Source organism: Bacillus sp. FJAT-29790 (assembly GCF_019039215.1).
GTDB lineage: Bacteria > Bacillota > Bacilli > Bacillales > Cytobacillaceae > Cytobacillus.
Map to the genome: position 1 here is coordinate 1,763,670 of NZ_JAHNZZ010000001.1, position 18,447 is coordinate 1,782,116.

The 18,447-nt window shown below is 36.3% G+C and carries 24 protein-coding genes and 2 pseudogenes; 8 read left to right on the forward strand and 18 right to left on the reverse strand.

From position 1 onward, the window contains the following. Positions 1 to 180 precede the first annotated feature (180 nt). Both splB and BGM26_RS08320 read right to left on the reverse strand, forming a co-directional pair. Positions 181 to 1,209 (reverse strand): spore photoproduct lyase, encoded by a 1,029-nt coding sequence (gene splB / locus BGM26_RS08315; RefSeq protein WP_217039346.1) that lies wholly within the window; start codon positions 1,207 to 1,209, stop codon positions 181 to 183. Further along, entirely contained in the window at positions 1,206 to 1,469 is a 264-nt protein-coding gene (locus BGM26_RS08320) for a transcriptional regulator SplA domain-containing protein (RefSeq protein ID WP_217039347.1), read from the reverse strand. The genes splB and BGM26_RS08320 overlap by 4 nt, the downstream gene beginning before the upstream one ends. 212 nt (positions 1,470 to 1,681) lie before the next feature. Between BGM26_RS08320 and BGM26_RS08325 the strand changes: the two genes are divergently transcribed. Further along, positions 1,682 to 2,047, forward strand: coding sequence for a carboxymuconolactone decarboxylase family protein (locus BGM26_RS08325; protein WP_217039348.1), 366 nt, complete (start codon positions 1,682 to 1,684; stop codon positions 2,045 to 2,047). A gap of 454 nt (positions 2,048 to 2,501) precedes the next feature. After that, positions 2,502 to 2,930, forward strand: a complete 429-nt coding sequence (locus tag BGM26_RS08330; RefSeq protein ID WP_217039349.1) for a YugN family protein — start codon at positions 2,502 to 2,504, stop codon at positions 2,928 to 2,930. Positions 2,931 to 3,193: 263 nt separating this feature from the next. Here BGM26_RS08330 and BGM26_RS08335 read toward each other — a convergent pair whose 3' ends face one another. Beyond that, positions 3,194 to 3,616 (reverse strand): pyridoxamine 5'-phosphate oxidase family protein, encoded by a 423-nt coding sequence (locus BGM26_RS08335; RefSeq protein WP_217039350.1) that lies wholly within the window; start codon positions 3,614 to 3,616, stop codon positions 3,194 to 3,196. 289 nt (positions 3,617 to 3,905) lie between these two features. On the opposite strand from BGM26_RS08335, the gene BGM26_RS08340 reads away from it, so the two are divergent. From BGM26_RS08340 to BGM26_RS08350, 3 genes are all read left to right on the forward strand, one after another. Next, entirely contained in the window at positions 3,906 to 4,193 is a 288-nt protein-coding gene (locus tag BGM26_RS08340) for a transposase (protein WP_217039351.1), read from the forward strand. A gap of 102 nt (positions 4,194 to 4,295) precedes the next feature. Then, the gene (locus BGM26_RS08345; RefSeq protein ID WP_217039352.1) at positions 4,296 to 4,472 is read left to right on the forward strand and encodes an asparagine synthase; all 177 of its coding nucleotides are present in this window, start codon (positions 4,296 to 4,298) and stop codon (positions 4,470 to 4,472) included. A gap of 77 nt (positions 4,473 to 4,549) precedes the next feature. Next, positions 4,550 to 4,888, forward strand: a complete 339-nt coding sequence (locus BGM26_RS08350) for a DUF378 domain-containing protein (RefSeq protein WP_217039353.1) — start codon at positions 4,550 to 4,552, stop codon at positions 4,886 to 4,888. 149 nt (positions 4,889 to 5,037) lie between these two features. Here the strand turns inward: BGM26_RS08350 and BGM26_RS21925 are convergent. Further along, positions 5,038 to 5,175: pseudogene (locus BGM26_RS21925) on the reverse strand (TetR/AcrR family transcriptional regulator); the annotation flags it as partial. 7 nt (positions 5,176 to 5,182) lie between these two features. Here BGM26_RS21925 and BGM26_RS08355 point away from each other — a divergent pair. Then, a pseudogene (locus tag BGM26_RS08355) lies at positions 5,183 to 5,524 on the forward strand (MMPL family transporter); the annotation flags it as partial. A gap of 155 nt (positions 5,525 to 5,679) precedes the next feature. Here the strand turns inward: BGM26_RS08355 and BGM26_RS21485 are convergent. The 4 genes from BGM26_RS21485 to BGM26_RS08370 form a co-directional block, all read right to left on the reverse strand. Next, complete coding sequence (locus BGM26_RS21485) at positions 5,680 to 6,108, reverse strand: c-type cytochrome (protein WP_367949328.1); 429 nt, start codon at positions 6,106 to 6,108, stop codon at positions 5,680 to 5,682. 12 nt (positions 6,109 to 6,120) lie between these two features. Beyond that, the gene (locus BGM26_RS21490; RefSeq protein ID WP_254119149.1) at positions 6,121 to 6,591 is read right to left on the reverse strand and encodes a c-type cytochrome; all 471 of its coding nucleotides are present in this window, start codon (positions 6,589 to 6,591) and stop codon (positions 6,121 to 6,123) included. Positions 6,592 to 6,717: 126 nt separating this feature from the next. Next, complete coding sequence (locus BGM26_RS08365) at positions 6,718 to 7,755, reverse strand: DUF4179 domain-containing protein (RefSeq protein ID WP_217039355.1); 1,038 nt, start codon at positions 7,753 to 7,755, stop codon at positions 6,718 to 6,720. Further along, a complete protein-coding gene (locus tag BGM26_RS08370; protein ID WP_217039357.1) occupies positions 7,745 to 8,275 on the reverse strand; it encodes an RNA polymerase sigma factor in 531 nt (176 codons plus the stop codon). The genes BGM26_RS08365 and BGM26_RS08370 overlap by 11 nt, the downstream gene beginning before the upstream one ends. Before the next feature lie 267 nt (positions 8,276 to 8,542). Here BGM26_RS08370 and BGM26_RS08375 point away from each other — a divergent pair, with 267 nt between their 5' ends. Together BGM26_RS08375 and BGM26_RS08380 are read left to right on the forward strand one after the other, a co-directional pair. Then, positions 8,543 to 9,109, forward strand: a complete 567-nt coding sequence (locus BGM26_RS08375; RefSeq protein WP_217039358.1) for a sigma-70 family RNA polymerase sigma factor — start codon at positions 8,543 to 8,545, stop codon at positions 9,107 to 9,109. Continuing rightward, positions 9,106 to 10,218 carry a DUF4179 domain-containing protein gene (locus tag BGM26_RS08380; RefSeq protein WP_217039359.1) on the forward strand — a complete coding sequence of 371 codons (1,113 nt, stop codon included), beginning with the start codon at positions 9,106 to 9,108 and terminating at the stop codon, positions 10,216 to 10,218. Before BGM26_RS08375 ends, BGM26_RS08380 begins: the two co-directional genes overlap by 4 nt. 179 nt (positions 10,219 to 10,397) lie before the next feature. Here the strand turns inward: BGM26_RS08380 and BGM26_RS08385 are convergent, their stop codons facing one another. The 10 genes from BGM26_RS08385 to BGM26_RS08430 form a co-directional block, all read right to left on the reverse strand. Continuing rightward, entirely contained in the window at positions 10,398 to 11,699 is a 1,302-nt protein-coding gene (locus BGM26_RS08385; RefSeq protein WP_217039360.1) for a DUF4179 domain-containing protein, read from the reverse strand. Further along, positions 11,692 to 12,216, reverse strand: coding sequence for a sigma-70 family RNA polymerase sigma factor (locus tag BGM26_RS08390; protein ID WP_217039361.1), 525 nt, complete (start codon positions 12,214 to 12,216; stop codon positions 11,692 to 11,694). Before BGM26_RS08390 ends, BGM26_RS08385 begins: the two co-directional genes overlap by 8 nt. Positions 12,217 to 12,582: 366 nt before the next feature. Next, a complete protein-coding gene (locus BGM26_RS08395; RefSeq protein WP_217039362.1) occupies positions 12,583 to 12,960 on the reverse strand; it encodes a type II toxin-antitoxin system RelE/ParE family toxin in 378 nt (125 codons plus the stop codon). 24 nt (positions 12,961 to 12,984) lie between these two features. Beyond that, on the reverse strand, positions 12,985 to 13,194 hold the full coding sequence (locus BGM26_RS08400) for a DUF5808 domain-containing protein (protein WP_217040799.1): 210 nt from the start codon (positions 13,192 to 13,194) through the stop codon (positions 12,985 to 12,987). 22 nt (positions 13,195 to 13,216) lie between these two features. After that, positions 13,217 to 13,594 (reverse strand): GntR family transcriptional regulator, encoded by a 378-nt coding sequence (locus tag BGM26_RS08405; RefSeq protein ID WP_217039363.1) that lies wholly within the window; start codon positions 13,592 to 13,594, stop codon positions 13,217 to 13,219. 144 nt (positions 13,595 to 13,738) lie between these two features. Further along, positions 13,739 to 14,341: an alpha/beta hydrolase gene (locus tag BGM26_RS08410; protein ID WP_217039364.1), complete on the reverse strand. Its 603-nt coding sequence runs from the start codon at positions 14,339 to 14,341 to the stop codon at positions 13,739 to 13,741. Between the two features lie 351 nt (positions 14,342 to 14,692). Then, complete coding sequence (locus BGM26_RS08415) at positions 14,693 to 15,571, reverse strand: metal ABC transporter permease (RefSeq protein ID WP_217039365.1); 879 nt, start codon at positions 15,569 to 15,571, stop codon at positions 14,693 to 14,695. Beyond that, positions 15,561 to 16,502: a metal ABC transporter permease gene (locus BGM26_RS08420; RefSeq protein ID WP_217039367.1), complete on the reverse strand. Its 942-nt coding sequence runs from the start codon at positions 16,500 to 16,502 to the stop codon at positions 15,561 to 15,563. The genes BGM26_RS08415 and BGM26_RS08420 overlap by 11 nt, the downstream gene beginning before the upstream one ends. Positions 16,503 to 16,512: 10 nt before the next feature. Continuing rightward, complete coding sequence (locus BGM26_RS08425; protein ID WP_217039369.1) at positions 16,513 to 17,262, reverse strand: metal ABC transporter ATP-binding protein; 750 nt, start codon at positions 17,260 to 17,262, stop codon at positions 16,513 to 16,515. A gap of 10 nt (positions 17,263 to 17,272) precedes the next feature. Next, complete coding sequence (locus BGM26_RS08430; RefSeq protein WP_217039371.1) at positions 17,273 to 18,199, reverse strand: metal ABC transporter solute-binding protein, Zn/Mn family; 927 nt, start codon at positions 18,197 to 18,199, stop codon at positions 17,273 to 17,275. Positions 18,200 to 18,447: the final 248 nt, after the last annotated feature.

The window sequence follows — 18,447 nt, forward strand, 5'->3', positions numbered from 1 at the left end:
AAATGCGATAGCATTTTCGAGGAGTCAAGTGCCCTCCGCTCCAATCAACTCAGTTGTTAATAATACTAAAAAATGCAGCAAAGTTTACGAAAACAGCCAAAATAATAAAAGCTAATCGATTTGAAAGTTCGATTAGCTCATTATGATCATTTATATAGCAACTTTTTAAATTATATCCTATTACGTGAAATATTCTAATTTTGCATTCGGGAAGAACTTTTCCATATAAGCATAAAGATGATTTTTTATATCCTCCTCTTCTCCTTTTTGGTAAATGTATTTTCCGATACCATATTTCCCCCATTTATACCTTCTTTTCTCTTCATCTAACTCTAATTTTGTCATGGGATAGTTTTTTTCGATGACTCTTTTGGCTGGCTTTGTAAAACGATGTTGAATAAACTCAAACGTTAAATCCTTCCTCGCTTCAGGCAGCAATTCTGCATCCAAACGCTCAAACATTTGATAGTATCCATCCTCCCACCCTTCATGCAAATAAATGGGCGCTACTATAAATCCAAGTGGATACCCTGCTCTTGCAACTTTTCCTGCCGCCTCAATTCTTTTCTCTAAAGGAGAAGTACCTGGCTCAAAGTTCTTAATCACGTAATCAGCGTTAACACTAAATCGAAATCTGGTTTTTCCGTTATGCTTGGCATCAAGCAAGTGATCAACGTGATGAAATTTCGTCACAAATCTCAATTTTCCATACTCTGATTCTCCAAAATGTTCAATCGCTCGTTTTAACGTATGAGTCAAATGATCGATCCCAACAATATCGGATGTACAGGATGCTTCAAACCTTGTTAGCTCAGGTGCACGTTCCTCCATATATTTGTCGGCCGCTTCTAAAATCTCATCGACATTCACATATGTGCGGATGTACGGCTTACTCCCCATCGTCGTTTGTAAATAACAATAATGACAATGACCCATGCAGCCTGTCGCAAAAGGAATTGCATATTCTGCAGAAGGTTTTGAGGTATCGAATTTAAGTGTTTTTCTAATCCCGACTACTAGTGTAGACTTGGCAACCCGATATCTTTGAAAATCATTTTCCCCAGGAAGATTCCTTACTTGATTATGGGAAGTGGTATACCTGATTTCTACATCCATCTTTTTAAACTTTTCTAGTAACTCCCTTCCTAATGAGTAATCCAACGCATTGGGTTCAAAATAGACGAGCTTAGGTGTAAATGGCTGATTCATTCGAATGTCTCCTCTGAATCATTTCCGTAATAGTAATGGTAGGCTTGGTTAGCCTCTTCTGCTGTTGTATAAATAGCCATTTCACTTGATAACGGATAATAATTTTCATACAAAAACAAAGCTAATTCGTTGGTATTCTCAGGGTTATTTACAACTGCTGCTGCCTGTATATTTGCTACATCCTGAGTATGCGGATTTCGGTAAAAAACATAGACAATATCTCCAGCATGATATGTTCCGTTTTCGTTATTCAGTTCCATTTCATCACCTTTTCTATTCTTTAAAATCCACTAGGTAAGTAACTTATTAATAGAATTGTGCCTTTATTTCCTAAAATTATGTTTTCTTGATTATGGAAAAGGATGAAATACGGAAAACTAAAGTTTATATACAAGAATATTCGTTTAAATATTTACATTTGGCTCATAATATCATTGATGAACATAATTTTTAGAAAGAGAGTGAATGATAAATGGAATTTGAAGCTAGAAACTCTACTGAAGCCGCACTTATTAAATATAAAGAAGGACTGGGCATGTTTACCGAAAAAATGCCTGAATTTTCAAGGCAATTTAATTCTTTTACTGAAGAGTGTTTTAAAGAAGGTGTTTTATCTCAAAAAGTAAAACAATTAATCGCATTAGGCATCAGTCTACATGCCCAGGACGAGTATTGTATCATCTATCATACAAAAGGGTGTCTTGATCAAGGTTGCTCAGAACAAGAAATTCTTGAAGCTGTAGGTGTGACTGCCGCATTTGGCGGTGGGGCATCTATGAGCCAGGGAGTTACACTTGTTCAAGAATGCATTCAGGAATTAAATCAATTGAAACAATAAACGAGTTTTAAGCATTTTATTATGGATGAAATTGATATAGTAGTTTTGTTAATGGATGATATATGGTTTCGTGCTTTTTTTTTCACTTTGATTTGATCTAATATATCCCTTTTATATTAATGATTTTTCAACATATTTATTGTCTTTTCAACATTTACTCTTTATTTTTGGCTGTTTTCGTAAACTTTGTTGCTATTTAATCAACTAGAAGTGTAGTGGATTTCCGTCTCAGGATGCTTAGCGAACCAAGGGGCGGGCGGTGAGCATCCTCAAGCTTTAAGCCTGTGGTGTCTCACCAGTCTCGCAGGAGTCTCGCACCTTCCGCTCCAATCAACTTCAGTCAAAACCTATTTAAAAACAACAATCATTTAGAAAACAGCCTTATTTTTTATGTATCTTTACCCATTTTTTTGAAAATAATAGTATTAAATATTCTTATTAGAGGTGAATTATTATGATCAAATTAAACTCAGTAATTAAAGGAAAAAGGGCCCATTTTGGTATTGTTCGAAAGATGTTTCTGTCCCATGGGTGTAGTTTTTGCAGTAATTTTGAATATGATCAAGGTAAATTTGATGCAGTTTTATGGAGGGAAGGTGGGGAAACCATCTATTTAAGAATCCCTTTTAACGTTTTGGATGGGGCCTTGGATCATTCTAATGCCTATATTGAGTTTGGAACACCTTATGTTATTAAACATGTTGTAAATACTGGTTTAGATTATGATGAAAACTCATTACTAACCGCTACTACAGGACTTAGTCAATTTCAAGAGCCCTTGGATAAAGACGGATTTATAAGAGATAAAAGCAGATGGGAAAAAGCAGGTGAAGAAACGGTAGAACAAGTATTAAATTCCATGAATAATTTATTAAGCTCCTGATCTCACTGATTTTGCAATGAAACGAAAACATGAAAACGCTCGAATAATAAAATGTTTATTCAAGCGTTTTTAATTTTCAGATCCTCTCTTGCCAGCATCCACTAACGGATAACCCTTTTCCTATGTAGCAGTTCTTCGTCATTTCCCCCCAAGGAAATGCTAGATATTGACTCCAAAAAGATATTTACCTAATTATCCTGTAAAAAAAGAATTGAATGTATGTACTATGTTTTTTGCTTTCATTATAAATCACTCCTTTATTGTTAGAAATAAAGCTCTTGTGGTGGTTCACCTTGATTGTTTAAAATACGGACAGTTTCAGGTTGGATTTGTAGAAATACATAGTTTGGATCTTCAGGACCATCGAACCATTTGTTAAATGATTCATCCCAGAATTTCACTTTCAAATCTTGCGACTTATTAATTGTAGATGTTCCAGAAATTTCAACATAGGTATCGCTTTGCCCTTTTTCTTCATAACCTAACAGTACTGAAACGAATGGATTTTTTTCTATTTCAACTATTTTTTCAGTATCCATTTTCGTTGGTGAATACAATGTTAAGTCCTCATTATAAAATGTCATATACCGTGAATGAGGCTTGTTATTTTCAACGGTTGAAAGGACGCCCATCCTATGATCAGAGATAATTTTCATAACTTGCTTTTTTAAATCTTGCTGGCTCATTGATTTTCACTCCTTTACTATGTTACTGTGCCTCTTATTCTTGAAATTAAACCTTCCAGTTCTTTGTATTTTCTTGTAGGTGCGAGTCAAAAAAAACATATGTACAACTAAAGCAATGGTTAGTCTTTCCTTTTAGGCAGATAATAAAATAAATAAAATAGAGGAGTGACAACACAAAAAAGAATAATTAACATCAGTTGAGATTGGTTTATGATGAGGTTTTGTTAAAGCTTTAAATCATGTAATTTTACTTTTCGGTAATACAAAACTGTATTTAGAAGGTGATTTTTTGAAAATTTTGTTGGTCCTAACAAGTATAATATTCCCTTTAAGTATGTTCATCTTACAGAAATTCCGGGTGAAGTTTCGTTTTATTTTTAATATTGGTGCAATCATCTCGATACTCATTTTTGGAAATATCGCTTCTCTATCTATTCTTGAAATTATTAATAATAGAACCGTATTTATGACAAATATCCATGCTCTTTTCTTAGACCCCATTTTCTTAACTACCGGAGCCTACTTAGGTGTATATATACTTTATCAATTATTGGTAGTCACTTTAGATCAAAAATAAAATGCTACATTGAGCATTCATTACATATTTTTTTGGTATTAAACCAACATTAAATCCTAAAGATAAGAATGAATCTTAGCAACTAACGGGAGGGCTGTTTTTATGGAGAACGTACGAGAAGGATTAATCCCCGCAGTACTCGGAACAGTAGTAACATCCACTGGGATCGCACTACGGAACAATAAAAACATTAAACCGTTGATCACAGGTTCGGTTATAGGCTTTGGATTGGCCCATGTTGTATTAGGGGCTATCGATTTAGTCGAACATCGTCGCTAAAGATTCAGGTAGGAAGGATGTAGATCCTTCCTGTACATAGTTTCACAAAAAATTAAGGATAAAGGAGTGTTATACCCATGAAAATCATAAATCGGATTGCCCTAGCTCTAACTATAATTGGTGCTATTAACTGGGGACTAATTGGTTTTTTTAAATTTGATTTAGTAGGAGCAATATTTGGTGGACAAGGTGCCTTTTTGTCAAGAGTGATTTTTGGTATTGTTGGGCTAAGTGGACTGGCTTGCGTAGCGCTTTTGTTTGAACCGATGAGAAATGTCGATCAAGACATTAATCGACAAAGCTTTGGAAAACCTAATTATGGCACTGAATTTGGGGAAGAAACAGACGTATCAAATTTAAATAGACCTTCTAGACAAGTTTATGAACAAAACCAAAATCCTTCAGATAAGGAATAATAACCTGTTTTTTCAAAGCCATGCATTCAGCATGGCTTTGAAATTTCTTCTGAATCTAACAAGTATCTAATGCTCGACGGATAAGATTATTCGCTAGATTTACGTCCCCTTTAAGCAATGGAATAATACTTTAAATTACTATTGCTTCATTAATTTCTTAAGCCATTCCAATAAAAGTCAACAATTTGTTTGGCCATCTCATCCATTAAGGGGAAAATAGGTTGTTGGTTTGCATCTTTATAATTTCCAACTGATAGCATAGCTACAAATGCATGAGTTCCTAATCTCCGATGTGTTACATTAGGTGAGGATTATAATATTTTTATGGTTTCGAAAATATGGAAGAATAAACGAACACAAAGTCATCTTAATGCTGTCGCCAACGGAGTGATTCAAACCGGAAGTGTGATTACATCAGCAGGCCTAATCTTAGCAGGAACATTTGCTGTTTTAGCTACCCTACCAATTCAAGTGCTTGTTCAATTTGGTATTGTTACAGCAATAGGTGTGCTACTAGATACATTTATCGTCCGTCCACTTCTGGTGCCCGCGATTACTACCGTTCTTGGTCGATTCGCTTTTTGGCCTGGTAAACTGTGGAAGAAGGACACCTTATCACAAAAATCAAATGCCTAAAATTACAAGGAATAAATCGATAGCACATAAATACCGAGGATGGTAATCTATCCTCGGTTAATTAATTAAATTACAAACAAATAACACACTTTGATTTCTTTTTTTAGGTATACCGAAATTACAAATACCAAGATGAAAACTTTAATTATAACCTATTACTTTTTTGTTTCTCCTTCTGGTCCTTGTGACACTTCTTCTTTTGTCTTTTTCGCTTTTGTTTCATAAGCAGCATCATCAGGTGCATCCTCATTTGGCCAGTCGTTTTCTTTGCCAGGGAAGTCCGGCCTATCGTGGGATAAAATATAAGCTGCAAGATCTGCTGCCTGCTGATCTGTCAATTCACCTTGCTTAATCCCACCAACTTCTCCTAATGGCATATTCCGCTTTATATATCCCGCCGCTGTTCCCATACGTGCCATCCCAGCACCAATATTAAAAGAGTCTGCTCCCCAAAGAGCAGGACCAGTTGTGGCACCCGTACCCGCACCATTCTCCCCATGGCACGCCATACAAGATTGCTTGTAAAGCGCCTCGCCGTTTGCGATATTTGCTTCTGGCAGGTTTTCGATTAAATTTTTTGTGATCCAAGTCCTGTTTTATATTCTTGTTGGAACATCTTTTGAGATATATGAGAGATATGAAACCATTGCTCGCATCTCATCGCTGTTAATCGGAAGCGGCTTGCCGTTCAAACTCCGCCTCATACAGCCGTTGATCCTATCTTCAATGGTAACTACTCGCCCCCCCCCCCGAGCATTGTATTGCGGATATACTGCCGACACCCCAACAAAGCTTGAACTTAAATCTAGACCGGCATCTCCATGACAGCTTGAACATGAAAGTTGATTACCAACATAATCATTTAAAAGCACATGCGTATTGTTCATTAGTCCATAGCCTTGTTTAACCGATTTGCTAAATTGGTCGGTTTTGTCTTTTATACTTTCCATATCAGGAGGTTTAAATCCGATATTTTCTTCCTGTTTGTTTCCTTGGGCGTCTTTTGTCTCCATTTGTTTTCCATTCGTATTACAAGCTGCCAAAAAGGATAAGATGATAATAAACATAAAAGCAAATAATTTCCACCTTCTCGTTAATCCCATGGCAAAAAAAATTTACTTCTAATACAAATTCTTCATTCCCCTTACTAGACTTTTCTATATTTAAAATTTCCATTGGTATATTTTCCCTGTCTAATTTTTAAGTAGTTCAACCTCTCCTATACCCTCAACAATTAATTTCAGCTTTTTAGCATTGTTATAAGAAGTGATCGGGAAGTTTGTTGAAATAATTGTTTCATTCTTTCTTTCACTCATATTAAAGCCCCCTGGACGATATTCATTGCCTTCTTCATCTATGATTTTCATTGTATGTGAGAATGGACTTTCATTCTCAAATAATTCACGCACGGAAAATGTTAGATTTAATGATGTTGGACTTGCCTTGGCGGAAGAAACTTGAATGACAGACAATGGATCATCCATTGCATATTCAATGATTGAAATCGATTTGCTTATGTCCTGATTGGCTACCGGCAAATCCCATTTTCCATCGATTTTCTTGAATGCCTTCGTTTCGTAAAAAACATTGATACTTTCTATTTCTACTACAGCATCTTGTAAAAGAGGAATGTCCCCTTTATTGGAATCAACCACAACATCATATTGAGCAATCCCCATTTTTATATCTAATTTCGGATTTTCATCTATGAGGCCAGATATGTATCCACCGTTTCCTTTCAATGATTTTGTATCTGGAATAAATTCTACAATGTATTCACCATCACCATTTTTCAGACGATAATCCATTGAAACTCGTATCACATCTTTCTTAAGGATCGTGCGGTCTTCAAATTCTAACTGAAAACTCATTCCCAATTTATTTGCATCTGCAAAATGTCGTTTTAGTGTTACTTTTATATTCTGATCGGTAGCCGTGCTATTACTTTCTTGTGTGAACCCTTCCGTTACGGCACGTTCTATGCCTTGATCACCAAAGTTTAAGAAATCATTTATACTGGCGATGACATTTTGGTTAGTGAGGACAACACCAGTTACGATTAGTCCACAAGCAGGCATAGCTACTCTCTTCCAAATAAAATTGTGTTTCTTCTTTTTCGATCGTGCTCGAACCATATCATATGATAGATCTAAAGATTGTCTTACTTTAGCAGGCATCTCTTTCTTTTCATTCATAATCTGATCAAATTCTTTATCGAAGTTATTTTTCATATCCAATCACTCCCTCACTTTTGTAATAATTATTTCTTAATATCGACTTGCCTCTGGAGAGTCTTGATTTAATCGTACCTTCTGGCTCCTTTAAAAATTTACTCATTTCCCTAATGTTCAATCCGACAATATAGTATAAGATGAAAGCTAATTTATAATCTTTATTTAAACTGTTTAGCGCATCCTCTAACTCTATATTTTGAAAATCATCTTTACTTTGTATTGGGAGTAAATACACATCAACCGTCGAATAATTCTTATTCTTGTTGAGTAAGCTGTTGCATTTATTAATTAATATTTTACAAATCCATGTGTTGAAGTACTCATCACTTTTCAAGGTATGTAATTTTTCATAAGCTGAGATAATAGATTCCTGCATAACATCAGCCACATCTTCATCATTGTCTAATAATCTGCTAGCTGTCCTGTACAATACATCTTCATATTGCTTTACGAGAGAAACAAAAGCTTCTCCATCTCCCTTTTTCGCCTTTTTGACCAAGGCTTTTAATGATCCCATTTAGACACCTCCTCGCTCGTTTTTTATTTGTTTTTCAATAGATTAGATACGGGAAGATATCAATTAGTTGCATTATATTAAAATAATTGTCTAAATCTTTTAAGCTGGCCATTTCAAAAAGGAATATATTTTGTTTAGCGATCTTCCTTCAGATCTCTATGATAGACTAATTAAATTATCTTTTTATTGAAAATGTGAGAAAAAATCAAATTCGTTTCGTTTTATAAGGTGTAAAAGCTTTTACAAAAAAATAAGGAGATCATTAACATGACTTCAAATGATACAAATTTTATACAGAGATTACAGCGTCAAAAAGAAGACGCATTAGAATTTATCGTTGATAAATATTTGCCGCTAATAAAAGGGATAACGTATAAAGTTCTCTCCCCTCTTGGGAAGAATGGCGTCATAGAAGAGTGCATAAACGATATATTTCTTTCAATATGGAATCATTCGAAAAAATTCCGTGGAGATTCGACTGATTTTAAGAAATGGATATGTGCCATTGCAAAGTTTAAATCGATTGATTACTACAGAAAGTTTAGTAAAAATGCAGAATTCACTTTAAATGATCTAGAAGTGAATGCGGAAAAATCAGCAGAAGATGAACTAATGATAATGGAAGACAAAGCGGAACTAATCAAGCTAATCAATTTATTAGAGCCAGTGGATCGGGAAATTTTTATCATGAAGTTCTTTCTCGGGTTAAAAACGGAGGAGATATCTGAAAAGCTAGGTTTGACAAAATCTGCGATCGATAATCGAATTTATCGAGGAAAAAAGAAGCTCTATCACAAAGCTACGAATCTTAATCTAGGAGGCAGTATCGTATGAAAGATATTTATGAATTATTAAATGATATTGATATTGATATAGATGGAAATGAATTTGTGGAAATGGAAGTAAGTGAATTTGAAAACACGAAAGTAAAAAAAGCTCTGAAAAAATCACTGAATCAGAAGAAAAAAGTAAATAGTTGGAAAAAGAATGTTGCTGCAGCTGTCATCATTGCAGGGTTATCAGCTACAACATTCGGATTAACCTTCCCTGCTTATGCCGGCAATATTCCTATCATTGGAGACATATTTAGATTTATAGATAATGGAAGTACTGGTCTATATGATGATTATAAGGCCTATTCCAGTGCGATCAACATGACAAAAGAAAGTAAAGGCATTAAAGTTACTATAAATGATGCCATCTTTGATGGGGAAACTATTTCATTAACATATTCGCTAGAAAGCGATCAAGATTTAGGTGATGACCCTCTCTTGCTTGATTTCTTAAATATAAAAGGAGCAAATGGAACAACAGGTCGTTCTACAATTTCAAGAGTGGATAAAAATAATTATGTGGGCTTAATCACTGCTAGCAGCTTTAATCTCATTAATAAGGATGCTGTTAATGTAAAATGGAGGATTGAAGAAATTACCATTCCGGAAAAGCAAATAGAAATCAAAGGGAATTGGAACTTTGCTTTTTCTTTAAAGGCAACGGAAAACAACACACAATTAACGGACCGTAGTGCGGTGCATAATGGCGTACAAGTGAATATCGGAAAAATTTCCGTTACGCCAATGTCCTTTATCGTTTATTTTGATCAGATGGTTTCCAAGGAAGTAAGAGACAAATGGCACGGTGTAGATGTGGATATTGAAATTAAAGATGATTTAGGGAATATTTACTCTGGTGAAGGAAATGGCGGATCAGGTGACAGTGAGGGCTATAAAATGAGCTTGAGTAAAACGTTTGAAAAATTAGACCCGAATGCAGCGAAACTTATTATCACCCCTTATGTTCATTTATATGAATATACATCTGAAAATTATGGTGGAGTAGAAATAAACGAATTTGGCGAGAAAGCAATTTCAATTCCGAAAAAACCCGGTAAAGGCAGGCAGGAATTTGTATTAGACGATATCATTATAGAATTAAAGAAATAGCGGAATAGACTTAAGGGACTGTCTTGTGAAATTGGACAGTCCTATGTATTTTATGACTAACCCTATTTAACTGATTATTGGAAAATTCACAATGGTAATTAATTTGTTCGAAAAAAAGAGTTAAAATTTTATTCTCCCTCAAAAACCCCTTTCCAAATTTGAAAAGGGGCCAACCCAATTTATGGTATATCAATTTCAAATGCTTCATACGTAATTGTTTTCGGATACTTATGGGTTTTAAGCTGTAAACCTTTCTTTTTACCAGTAGAAAATTCTTGCTTATAGCTGTTTCCCTCAATTCGTTCCGCGTCTGGTTTATCCTTCACCATTAAGTTTTTCCCGTTTGCGTCTTCTAACCAAATGGGGTTACTTGCTTTGTCAACGATGCAATCACTTTGAACGTCAAAATACACAACCATTTTATTTTCTTGATAAGATATATCTGTAACGATAATCTTCCCAAAATCACCTTGATCAACCACAAAAGGAAAACTTTGAGCATCTAAAGGGATTGACACCTTTTCCCAAGCTTCTCCAGACATCGGAATCGTATAAGGAATGATTCGAACTTTTTTTGCTCCTTCTTTTAAGGGTGAATAAAGAAAATCAAGATCTGTCTTTACCTCCCCATTTTCCACCTCTCCAATGCCTCTTCCGGTGACTGTGTCTAACATGTTTCCTTTATCATCTATCATGTAAAATTTCAACATATGCGGATCAAACTTAGTATTTTTCTCATCTTTTGATACTTTTACAGAAAGATTGGTTCCAGCTGGACCAAGTTTCAATGAAGTAATTTGAACGTCTGCCTGTTCAAACCTTTTCACTTCTTGCAGTCGAATGACTGTCACTTCATTCGATTGCTTTACTGGAAATTTGAACTCCCACTTTCCAGGAATCAATCCAACAGCATCAATTCTTATCTTCATGTCAAATTCTTCAGGTAGCTCCTCAGTTGGTGTAATATCGATAATCCCCTTATATTTCTGTGGGGTGACAAAATCTCCTGAAGAGCCGGAACTGAAGTTAATTTCCTTTCCGTTTACTTCAATGGTTGGCCGTTCCAGGTCACCAATCGCAAATAATGATTCCTGTGTATATCCCAATGTTAAGCGTGTTCCATCATAAAAAATCTCATTCATTGTTACAGTAATCCCATGATCCTTTGAAGACTTATCGACAATTTGCGTTAATCCCTTTTTCCCCGCTATTTTTAAGCCTTCATCTAAAGCATCATTAAAAAAGGTTCCGATGATTGGAATATTCGAAGCGATCTTTGCCACCGCAGGAGAAACACTCGCCGACCCAATAAACAATCCTAAACCTACAACCGCTGCACTGAGCGAATAGAAAGCCATTTTTCTCTTCGATTTCTTGCCTCGATTTTCATTGATCGTATTTGTAATAATCGAATCAAGCTTATCCATTGGTACTGGAATTTTATCCAATTCTTTTTTAAAATCCGGCCATTGGCTACTCATTTACACAATCCTCCTTCAATTTTTCTTTTAATAAATTAACTCCGCGATGTATATTTGTTTTCACCGTTCCTTCTGGCCAATTCAAAATTTCCGCAATTTGCTTGACTGTAAAATCTTTGTAAAACCGGAGAATTAAAACTACTTTATATTTTTCCTCTAACTCCATAACTGCCTGAAGTAAATCTAGATCTGTTTCACTTGATAGATTTGAATTCATCTTACTTTCTAAAACTTCTCTTTCCATAGGAACAATTCTTTTCTTCCTGTTTAATAAATCCACAGCTGTGTTAATGAGAATACGTGTCAACCATGTTGAAAAATACCTTTCATCCTTTAGGTTTTTAATCGAAATAAAAGCTTTATATACTGTTTCCTGAAAAACTTCAAGTGCATCATGTTCGTTTTTCATATAAACATAGGCCATTTTATAAAGCTTGACCTTTTCCTCCGCCATTAACTCCTGAAAAGCTCTATGATTGCCTCTTTTCGCACGCTGTACTTTCTTAATATCTGACAAATTCCTTTCCCTCCCTTCTTGTATCTAACTGTTAGACAAATGAGGTATGTAAAACGTTTCAATTTATTTGAATATCTTGTCGATTGATGGATAGTAAAAAAATATGTAAATTAAAAAGCGACGAAAAATACAGTGATCCCTCTCTTCACAAAACTTTCTCACTTTACGAATATGACGTTCCAGAAGAAATCCCTTCCAATCTGTTGTTTGGCTTTGGAAATTCACTATTGAAAAAAAAACTGCCGAAATCCGCAGCAGTTAGTTGATTTATTTATGAGCAAAATTGATTCTGAAGAAGAAATTCCAAAAAACCCCATTTGTACTAGTATTAGACGATATCATTATTGAATGAAAGAAATATAACTTTTACTTGTTGTTTTTTAAAACATTAATATAATCTCTTGAACCGTGTAAAATACGGTAAACATGCACTTTATTTTCAATAATTCGATAAAAGGCTGCATATGGTTCAATGATGAGCATTCGAAAATGATAGTTTTTAATGGAACTTTCATTTACCTTTACACCCGAGTTAGGAAAACCTTCTAATTGACGCAATGAGCTCATTATTTTATCAAGCATGCTTGCTGCTGCAGATGGATTGTCAAGTAAGATATACTCAAAAATATCGTTAAGATCATCATTTATATGATTATTTGCATAGGGACTTGCTCCGTTTCTAGGAATCAAAAGTAAAGCCCACCATATAAGGACTATATAAAGAAAGTAATATGACCTCTTCATCAAAAGTCCCCTAAAGTTGATTCGTTACCCAAAGAACGAAATGAGTAAAATAATAATAATCGGCCCAAACAGGACGATATAACCGATAGGGTTGGCAAAGTTTAGCGTCCAGCCTATTCTGAAACGTTTTTCAACAAAAATGGAAGGATCATTTTTATTAAAATATAAGAGGCCGCCCTTCCAATATTGATCATCATCAAGATCGGAGATTCCACTCGCTGGATGCGGATCCATCTTATTCTTTCCTTTTAAGCATTTAAGTTTTTCCCTTTAAGTCCCCAATGATCGATGACACAAGATCTTGAATCTGCTCTCTTTCCAATCCTAAAACGAGAGCTTCTGCAATCATCGGTTTAAATTCTTCCAAGAGCCGGTTCGTATACCCTGTCATTTCTTTCGGAAAATTTATCACAGCACCAGATTTTGGAATGATGCGAATAATCCCCTTCTTTTCTAACTCATGATAGCTTTTATTTACGGTATGCATATTTACACCAAGATCCGCAGCCAATGCACGTACAGAAGGCAGCGAATCCCCGGATTGCATAGCTCCCCTAGCAATTCCCTCAATAATTTGATTCGTTAGCTGAGTAAAGATAGGAATATCTGACTGGGGCTCAATTTGAATAATCAACGGTATCCCCTCCATACTGTTCTATATTTAATACAACAAATTTGTTATAGTTTGTATAGAACAAAAAAACAAAAAATAAAAACCCCATCTCTGGGGTTTAATGAATGAAATTACTTTTAAATTTAAACTCTAGTAATTGTGCAGCTAGATCTGCCGGTACCATTCTGCAGCAGCATTAACTTCTTCGAAAGTCAACTGATGACCGCGATTCTCCCAATGTAGATGTACATTAGCATTTGCACTTTTTAATATTGAATGAAGGTCTTCAGATTCCTTCGGAGTGCAAATCGGATCATTTGTCCCTGCACCGATGAATACGGACCTACCTGAAAGATCCGGTAAATCAATACCTCTTCTTGGAACCATCGGATGATGCAGAATAGCTCCCTTCAATGCATCTTGATAATGAAACAATAAGCTTGCGGCGATGTTTGCTCCATTAGAATACCCAACTGCTACAATATTCGTCCGATCAAATTCGTATTTCTGTGAAGCTTCATCCAGAAACTCATATAATTCTTTTGTACGAAAAACGAGATCCTCTTCATCAAACACGCCTTCCGCTAATCTCCGAAAAAATCGGGGCATTCCATTTTCGAGAACATTCCCGCGTACACTAAGGACTGAAGCTGCTTCGTCAATTTTCCCTGCAAGTGGCAGTAAATCTAATTCATTTCCCCCGGTTCCATGGAGTAATAACAAGGTAGGTTTTGATAAATCTTTGCCTTTTTGGAATATATGTTTCATTCACTTATCCCCCTTTGAACTTATATCATAATTCTAGTTTTTACTTGGCATATTAGATCCATTCCACTCGAATAAAATCTGTTGCTAAAATTAGTTATCTTCCGCATGCCCACTTCCGAGAACTATCTCCACTTCAAGTATCTTCAATTCGAGATTTATAATAAAATAAAAATTCCCTTTTGTCAACTCATACCTACTTTAATTTAGAATGGTATCCGTCGTTTATACATAAATGATCTAATATATTTACGTTTTCTCTATAGTTCGTGAATAAATGGTCCTAGGGGTTATTAGTGACCGTAATTGAATTAGCAAAAAAATAAAGCCCTTCACTTTTGTGAAGAGCTCTCTTTAATCCATCTTAATTTTTTTCATCGACAGCCTTTTTGAAATCAGCCCTTTTGTTGGCGAGAATAAGAAGACAATGGCGAAAATCAAACCGTTTACTGATGCCATGCTGCCTGAAATTGAAACATCCTGCCAGCTTGCAAGAAAGTAGCCTATAATCGCAGCAGCTACGCCAAATATAGCACTTAGCAAAAGCATGACACTTAATCGATCTGTTAACAGATAAGCAGAAGCTCCCGGTGCAATCAGCATGGCGACGACTAAAATCGCCCCAACACTATCAAAGGAAGCGACTGTTGTGATCGATACCATCCCCATGAGGAGATAGTGAATTAGCAGCACGGGGATTCCGATTGCTGCTGCCATTTGCGGATCAAAGGATGTGATTTTCAATTCTTTATAAAAGAACCCGATAATCATAAGATTGATTACGAGAACAATCGTTAACATCAGAAATGCTTTCGGAAGCTCACTGAGAAAACCCCACTTGACGAGATCCCATGGAACAAAGGTGATTTCACCCATTAATGCATGATCGACATCCAAATGAACATCATCTGCAAATAATGTTATCAGAATGACACCAACCGCAAACAGGAAAGTAAACACAACGCCAATTGAAGCATCCTCCTGAATGCCAGAGCTATGAAATATTTGTACAAGGAATGCGGTCAATAGCCCGACAACCGCTGCGCCAACTAGCATGTAAAAACCATTCATGCTTTGACTAATGATAAATGCAAGCACAATACCTAGCAGAACAGTATGACTAATCGCATCAGCTAGCATCGAAAGCTTGCGTAAAATTAAGAAGCAGCCTGTCATTCCACATGTAATGCCGGCTAAAGAACCAACGATTAATATCCAGCCTTCATAGCTCATGAAAACCGCTCCTTTTATTCCTTTGAAGCAGCATTTCTTTTCTAATGTGCTTGTCAAATAACATTCGTTTTACCCATTTCGTCACAAGCCCTCTTTCCGGTGCAAAAAGCATAGAGAGCAGGAACAAAACGGTAGCTGTAACAACAATAAACGGGCCTGTTGCCAATCCTTCCCTAAGTGTGCTTATGAGTGTTCCGGCCATACCGGAAACAGCACCAAATATCCCTGAGATGACAACCATTTTTCCAAGTGAATCCGTCCAATAACGCGCCGCAACAGAAGGCGTAATAAGCAGGGCGGCCATTAAAATAACGCCGACTGCTTGAATCCCAATGACAACGGCAGCTACTAATAGAGATAGGAACAGGAAATTCAATAAGCCCGTTGGCAGCCCTAGCCCTTTAGCAAAAGCAGGATCAAAGGTCAGCACTTTCAATTCTTTAAAAAGCAGGGCGGTGATCAGAATTAAGACAGCAGAGGTCCCTGCCATTAACTTCACATCATTTCCGACTAGTGATGCAGCCTGCCCGAAGATGAAATTATTCAATCCGCTTTTACTTCCAGATGAAGATTGCGATACTTTTGTTAATAAAACAATTCCGAAACCGAAAAACACGGATAAAACTAAACAGATAGCCGCATCCTCTTTTAATATCGATGTTGAGGTAATGAACTGGATACAGTAAGCTGCAAGCAGGCCGGTTATCGTCGCACCAATTAAAAGAGCCGTTAATGACTTTTCTCCAGTTATTAAAAAAGCAATACATATACCCGGTAACGCCGCATGGGCAACCGCATCCCCGATTAAACTTTGTTTCCTTAGCAAAGCAATGCTGCCAAGAACCCCGCTTGCTAAACCTAAAAGCATGGTCCCAAGCAGTACCCATTGCGTATTCGCATCAAAAAAAATCATTTTCAGCATCTCATTCATTCTGAGCACCTCACCTTTGCTCGACCATCAGCTGATCTTTTTCCAAAAAAGCCAATTTCCCCCCATATGTGCGATGAAGGTTTTCAATGGTAAACGTATTTTCTGTTGGACCTGCCGCAATTGTTTTTACGTTCAATAAGATGACGTGGTCAAAATAATCTTTTACGGTCTGCAAATCATGATGAACAACAAGCACTGTTTTCCCCTGGCTTTTTAATTCATTTAACAGTTCAATAATGGCTCTTTCTGTTGCAGCATCCACCCCGACAAATGGTTCATCCATAAAATAAACCAATGCATCCTGAGCCAGCGCTCTTGCAAGGAAAACCCTCTGCTGCTGGCCCCCGGATAACTGGCTGATTTGGCGATCCGCAAATGCTTCCATCCCAACTTTCTGCAAACATTCAAGTGCATGGGCAATGTCCTTTTTTCTGGGTCTCTTGAACCAGCCGATATGTCCATAACGTCCCATTAAAACAACATCGAGTGCATTTGTCGGAAAATCCCAGTCAACAGAGCCGCGCTGAGGAACGTACCCAACAACTTTATCCTTTGGGTGATACTTTTTTCCGTAAATTTGAATGTCTCCTGTTGCTTTTGGTATCAAGCCTAAAATGGCTTTAATTAACGTCGATTTTCCCGCTCCATTAGGACCAATGATTCCAATCAGCTTTCCTTCAGGCACATCAAAGCTAACATCTGTCAACACAGGCTTTTTCTGATAAGCAACCGTTAAATTTTTCACTTCGACCGGATTCATATGTCCACCCCTATCTCAAAGCCTCTACTATTGTTTTTAAATTATGTTTGTACATGCCTATATAAGTGCCTTCTTCTGTCCCTTCTTCACCCATTGCATCCGAGAAAAGTTCTCCGCCAACCTTAACGACATGGCCTTTTTTCTTCGCACCTTCAATGACAGCATTAATTGAACGATCAGAAATACTCGATTCAATAAAGACAGCTTTAATATTTCTTGTAACCAATGTATTTACTAAACTCTGAACATCTCCAAGTCCGTATTCCGAATCTGTACTCAGACCTTGCAGTCCCATTACCTCCATATCATATGCTGCTCCAAAGTATCCAAAGGCATCATGGGCTGTAACAAGCACTCTTTGTTCTGTTGGAATTTTCGCCATTTCCTTAAGCGCAAAAGTCTTTAATTCCTCAAGTTTATTAAAATAAGCTTCGGCATTTTTTTCATAAAAATCTTTATTATCAGGATCTGCTTTAATTAATCCCTTTTCCACCTCTTCGAGAGCCCTTTTCCACAAATCAATATCAAACCAGATATGAGGGTCAACTGCAGTACTGTCGTTCACATGGGATAAAAGATTTTCCTTTTTAATCGAATCACCAATCGCGTATGTCGGCTTATCTTTATTCATTTTTTCAAGAACACCAAGCATTTTCCCTTCCAGATGAAGACCGTTATAAAAAATCACATCTGCTCTTTGGAGTTTCGAAATATCTCCCTGGGTTGCTTTATAAAGATGCGGGTCCGTTCCAGGCCCCATCAAACTCTGAACCTCAACCTTGTCACCGCCGATATTCATCGCCGCATCAGCAATTTGACTTATCGTTGTCGTTACAATAAGTTTATCTCCTTTTTGCTCACTCTTAGATGAATTCCCTGAGCAAGCTGCTAGAAACAATAAAGAAAAAGCAATGTACAGGGCAATTAATTTTTTCATCAAAATACACCTCTTTCTCCATTTCAAATGATTCTTTTAATGAGTGTATGCCCATTTTTTCGATATGTGCATTTATTTTTGATTAAATCATTACTTTTTCCCTCAATTATAAAAGTTTCCCTTGTTCAACATTTTAAACCCTATTGAAAATTTGTCAATAATTATTATAAATGAAACCTTCCAATCCGATTTTCAGAAGGAAATGGTGCGGAGCTGGGAAGTATTTTTTACAATATTCTAAAAAATGG